This window comes from Campylobacter showae CC57C (assembly GCF_000344295.2).
Taxonomy (GTDB): Bacteria; Campylobacterota; Campylobacteria; order Campylobacterales; family Campylobacteraceae; genus Campylobacter_A; species Campylobacter_A showae_B.
Window position 1 is genome coordinate 1 of the sequence record NZ_AOTD01000236.1, and the last position, 4,691, is coordinate 4,691.

Below are 4,691 nucleotides of genomic sequence, written 5' to 3' on the forward strand. Positions count from 1 at the left end.
ATTTTATAAATACTATTTTATAATTTTTCCACATAACATAAAACCATAAAACAGGTATTTTGGCAGCAAGAAGCCACTAAACTAAAGTTAGTAAGATTATTTTGATTGCACGGATATTTTGTGTAAGACTCGTATAAATTTGAATAATTCAAAAATAAATAAGCAACCTACAAAAAGTTCAAAAAACTTTTTGTAAGAGTAATACTTTTTTAGCGTTATTTGCCCTCTTCAAATGCGCCGGCAGATAAGATTTTAGCTATTCTAGCATTTAAAAGCTCATCTACTTTTAGCTTTTCAAGTTTATCTAGCTCGGTTATAAAATAGCTTGCGAGCGCTTTAACGGTAGTCTCTTTATCTCTATGGGCGCCGTTTATCGGCTCTTCTATAACGTCGTCTATCAAATTTAAGCTTTTTAGATCGTCGGCGGTTATTTTTAGCGCCTTTGTAGCCTGCTCTTGTTTTGACGGGTCGTTCCAAAGTATAGCTGCGCAACCCTCCGGCGAGATAACAGAAAAAACTGAATTTCGCATCATAGCTAGCTTGTCGGCTACGCCTATAGCTAGAGCTCCGCCGCTTCCGCCTTCGCCTATAACGACGGCTATCATTGGGGTTTTTAAATTTGCAAATTCAAATAAATTTCTAGCTATTGCCTCGCTTTGACCGCGTTCCTCGGCCGCAACGCCTGGATACGCGCCTGGAGTATCAATCAAAAATAGTATCGGAAGTCCAAATTTCTCAGCCATCTTAGCTATTCGCAAGGCCTTGCGGTAACCCTCTGGATGAGGCATACCAAAATTTCTTTTTAGTTTATTTTTAGTTCCTCGACCTTTTTGCTCGCCTATCACGACGACTTTTTTAGAGCCTATATAGCCGATAAAACAAACTATCGCTCCATCGTCGCGATACGCTCTGTCGCCGTGAAGCTCATAGTAATCCCTCATCATGCCTTTGATGTAGTCGATAGCATAAGGACGATCCGGATGACGAGCTAAAGCAAGGCGCTGAAACTCGTTGAGATTTTTGTAAATTTTAGCGGTTTCTTTTTCTAAATTTTTATTTAGAATTTCTACCGCATGTTCATCGCCGCGAATCCTCGCATTTGCAATATCATCATCTATTTGCTTGATACCTTGTTCAAAGTCTAGATAACTTGCCATTATATCTTCTTAAATATAATAGAGCCGTTCGTGCCGCCGAATCCAAAAGAGTTACTCATAACGGCGTTTAGCTCAGCTTTTCTAGCCACGTTTGGCACATAGTCTAGATCACACTCCTCGTCTTTGGTTGCGTAGTTGATTGTAGGCGGTATAAGGCCTTCTTGCATAGCCATTATGGATACGACAGCCTCTATCGCGCCAGCCGCGCCAAGGCAGTGTCCCGTTTGCCCCTTAGTAGAGCTAACCGGAGGTACATTGCCGCCAAAAAGAGCTTTTAGGGCTGCAGTTTCGTTTTTGTCGTTTGTCGGCGTCGAAGTGCCGTGCGCGTTTATGTAGTCGATCTGCAAATTTCCAGCCATCTTGAGAGCCTTTTTCATCGCAGAAAGCGGCCCTTCAAGCGAAGGCGAAGTGATATGATACGCATCGCCGCTCTCACCGAATCCTACTATCTCGGCATAAATTCTAGCTCCTCTAGCCTTAGCGCTTTCATACTCTTCGAGTACGAGTGCGCCGCTTCCTTCACCCATCACAAAGCCATCTCTGTCTTTATCAAAAGGCCTTGATGCCGTCTGCGGTTCGTCGTTTCTAGTAGAAAGCGCCTTCATAGCCGCAAATCCGCCGATGCCTACGCCGCAAACCGTAGACTCGGACCCTACGACTAGCATTTTTTGCGCTTCGCCGACCATAATGGTTTTCGCCGCTTCGATGATAGCGTGAGTAGATGCCGCGCATGCCGTTACACTAGAGATATTGGGCCCTTTTAGGCCATGTTCTATCGAAACTATGCCGCCTAACATATTCACTAGCGCAGAAGGTATAAAAAATGGGGAAATTCGTCTTGAGCCTTTTTCAAGCAAGATATTGGAGTTTTTTTCGATATTAGGCAAACCGCCTATGCCGGCAGCAGAGCTAACGCCGAAATTTTCAGCGTCGAATTCGCCGAAATTTGCATCAGCCATAGCCTCTTTAGCAGCTTTTAATCCAAGCTGGATAAATCTATCGACTTTTTTGACCTCCTTAGCGTCCATCACGCTAAGCGGATCAAAGTCCGTTATCTCGGCAGCAATCTGAACTGGAAAATCGCTCACGTCAAAAGAGGTTATCTTTTTTACGCCGGTTTTACCTTCGCAGATAGCCTTAAATGAACTATCTTTGTCGAGCCCTAAAGCGTTGATCATCCCAATCCCGGTTACTACGACTCTTTTCAAGATCTCTCCTTGCAAAAACTTATTTGTTTAGTTTCTCGATGTAGCTTACGACGTCGTTTATAGTGATCAGCTTCTCAGCGTCGCTATCAGGTATCTCTACCTCAAATTTCTCCTCAAGAGCCATAACTAGCTCAACTACGTCAAGTGAGTCCGCACCCAAATCCTCGATAATCTTAGACTCAAGTTTTACCGCATCTGGAGCCACGCTTAGTTGCTCAACCACTACGTCTCTTACGTCATCAAATATTGCCATTTTCTTCTCCTAAAAATAAAAATTTCGTGATTTTAATATATTTTAGCTTAAACTTTCGCAAAAACGCAAAATTTGCGCGCTTACATATATAGTCCGCCGTTGATCTTTAGCGTCTCGCCCGTGACGTAACTAGCGTGATCGCTTAGCAAAAACGCCACGGCCTCGGCCACTTCGCTAGCGCTTCCAAATCGCTTTAACGGGATGTTATCGCTGTAAGTTTTTTTGATCTCGTCGCCCAGTTCGCTCGTCATATCCGTCTCGATGAAGCCCGGTGTTACGCAGTTAAAGCGCACGTTTCTAGCCGCACCCTCTTTGGCGAAGCTTTTGTTCATCGCGATCATTCCGCCCTTGCTAGCAGCGTAGTTTGCTTGCCCCGCATTGCCCATCTCGCCCACGATCGAGGCTACGTTCACGACGGCCCCGAAGCGTTTTTTGCTAATTACTTTTAGCGCCTCGCGGCATCCGATAAAGGCCGAGGTTAAATTTGCGTTTATCACGCCGGTAAAATCCTCCGTCTTCATGCGAAGTGCGAGCTTGTCGTTCGTGATACCAGCGTTATTTACGAGGTAGCTTAGTTCGCCGTCGGCGTCCGCGATCAAATTTATCGCTTTTATAAACTCATTCTCGTCCGTCGCGTCAAATTTAACTACCGCAGCCTGTCCGCCGTTTGCTACGATCTCAGCTTGCAGGGCATCGGCGATTTCGGGCTTTGAACGGTAGTTTATCCAGACTTTTAGTCCCATTTGCGCTAGAGTTTTGGCTATCTGCGCGCCGATACCGCGGCTTGCGCCGGTGATCAGCACATTTTTTCCGCTAAATTTCATTTTTTCTCCTTGATTTCAAATTTTACTCGCATTTTATCAGACGAAAGCTAAAAAACCTATTTTGCGGCGCAAAACCCATACCGCAAATTTACGCGGCTATTTCGTTAACTCAAAGCTAAGATCGATCAGATCCTCTACCTGCTCGGGTGAGATTTTAGAGCTTAAATTTACGCTGATCCAGTGCTTTTTGTTCATATGATAGGCGGGCAAAATTTGATCGCCGTCGCGCAAAATCGCTGCCAGATCGGGCTTGCATTTTAGATTTAGTATCTCTAGCTCCTCCCCGCTTTTAAACCCCAGTTTGTCGCCGTCCACGCGCATAAAAACGGTGAACCATTTTTGGTTTTTCGCGTGGCGAAACACGGCAAATTCAGGATGCTTGTCAAATAGCCGCTCGCCCTGCGCGCCGAATTTCTCCTTTATATAGCTAAAAACTCGCTTCCGTGCGAACATCATCTGCATCCTTTGCAAAAGCAAGCGTCCAGATGGTCGTCCACGACGCCCGCGCTTTGCAAAAACGCATAGACGCTCGTGGGCCCCAGAAATTTAAATCCGCGCTTTTTCATTTCTTTTGCGACGAAATCCGCAAGCGGCGTGGTAGGGGGGACTTGTTTTAGGTTTTTATAGTGATTTATGATGGGCTTGCCGTCAAATTTGGGATCAAATTTAGGCAAAAGATAGCCCCAAAGATAGTCGTAAAAGCTACCAAACTCGCTTGCGACGGCGAGAAATGCTCGGGCATTTGCGGCAAGCGAGTTTAGCTTTAGGCGGTTTTTGATGAGTGCTGGATTTTGCATAAATTTCGCCGTCTGCTCCTTGCCGTAGAGTGAAATTTTATGCGCGTCAAATCCGTCAAACGCCGCTCGCATCGCCTCGCGCTTAAGCAGCACCGCATGCCACGAGATGCCCGCCTGAAAGCCCTCTAGCACGATGAGCTCAAAAAATTTCGCATCCTCCTTTACTAGCCTGCCCCACTCCTCGTCGTGATATACGCGCTCCAGATCGCTTTTCTCTGCCCAGTCGCAGCGGATTTTGGTTTTTTGAGTATTTTGCAAATTACACTCCTCGCTTGGATAAAATTTAAGAGATTGTAGCGAAATTTGGGTTAAGAAAGATGACGGGGAATCAAATTTTATCCGGCAAAATTTGATTTTGAAATTTGGTAAACTTTATACTTTAAATTTAAAAGTATCGCAAGCCGAATTCTAGACTTTAATCTTAAATTTGACCTGCGATACGAAATAAGATT

The 4,691-nt window shown here is 44.9% G+C and carries 6 protein-coding genes; all 6 read right to left on the reverse strand.

Annotation, left to right across the window (positions count from 1 at the left end; translation table 11 throughout):
- Window positions 1-215: 215 nt before the first annotated feature.
- The gene (gene accA, locus H740_RS09500; protein WP_002953548.1) at window positions 216-1,157 is read right to left on the reverse strand and encodes an acetyl-CoA carboxylase carboxyl transferase subunit alpha; all 942 of its coding nucleotides are present in this window, start codon (window positions 1,155-1,157) and stop codon (window positions 216-218) included.
- Complete coding sequence (locus tag H740_RS09505) at window positions 1,157-2,365, reverse strand: beta-ketoacyl-ACP synthase II (RefSeq protein WP_002953551.1); 1,209 nt, start codon at window positions 2,363-2,365, stop codon at window positions 1,157-1,159. Before H740_RS09505 ends, accA begins: the two co-directional genes overlap by 1 nt.
- A gap of 19 nt (window positions 2,366-2,384) precedes the next feature.
- Window positions 2,385-2,618, reverse strand: a complete 234-nt coding sequence (gene acpP, locus H740_RS09510; RefSeq protein WP_002953553.1) for an acyl carrier protein — start codon at window positions 2,616-2,618, stop codon at window positions 2,385-2,387.
- Window positions 2,619-2,698: 80 nt separating this feature from the next.
- Window positions 2,699-3,442, reverse strand: coding sequence for a 3-oxoacyl-ACP reductase FabG (gene fabG / locus H740_RS09515; RefSeq protein WP_002953554.1), 744 nt, complete (start codon window positions 3,440-3,442; stop codon window positions 2,699-2,701).
- A gap of 96 nt (window positions 3,443-3,538) precedes the next feature.
- Window positions 3,539-3,898: an MmcQ/YjbR family DNA-binding protein gene (locus H740_RS09520; RefSeq protein WP_034957913.1), complete on the reverse strand. Its 360-nt coding sequence runs from the start codon at window positions 3,896-3,898 to the stop codon at window positions 3,539-3,541.
- Window positions 3,895-4,497: a DNA-3-methyladenine glycosylase I gene (locus H740_RS09525; RefSeq protein WP_002953556.1), complete on the reverse strand. Its 603-nt coding sequence runs from the start codon at window positions 4,495-4,497 to the stop codon at window positions 3,895-3,897. Before H740_RS09525 ends, H740_RS09520 begins: the two co-directional genes overlap by 4 nt.
- Between the last annotated feature and the right edge of the window lie 194 nt (window positions 4,498-4,691).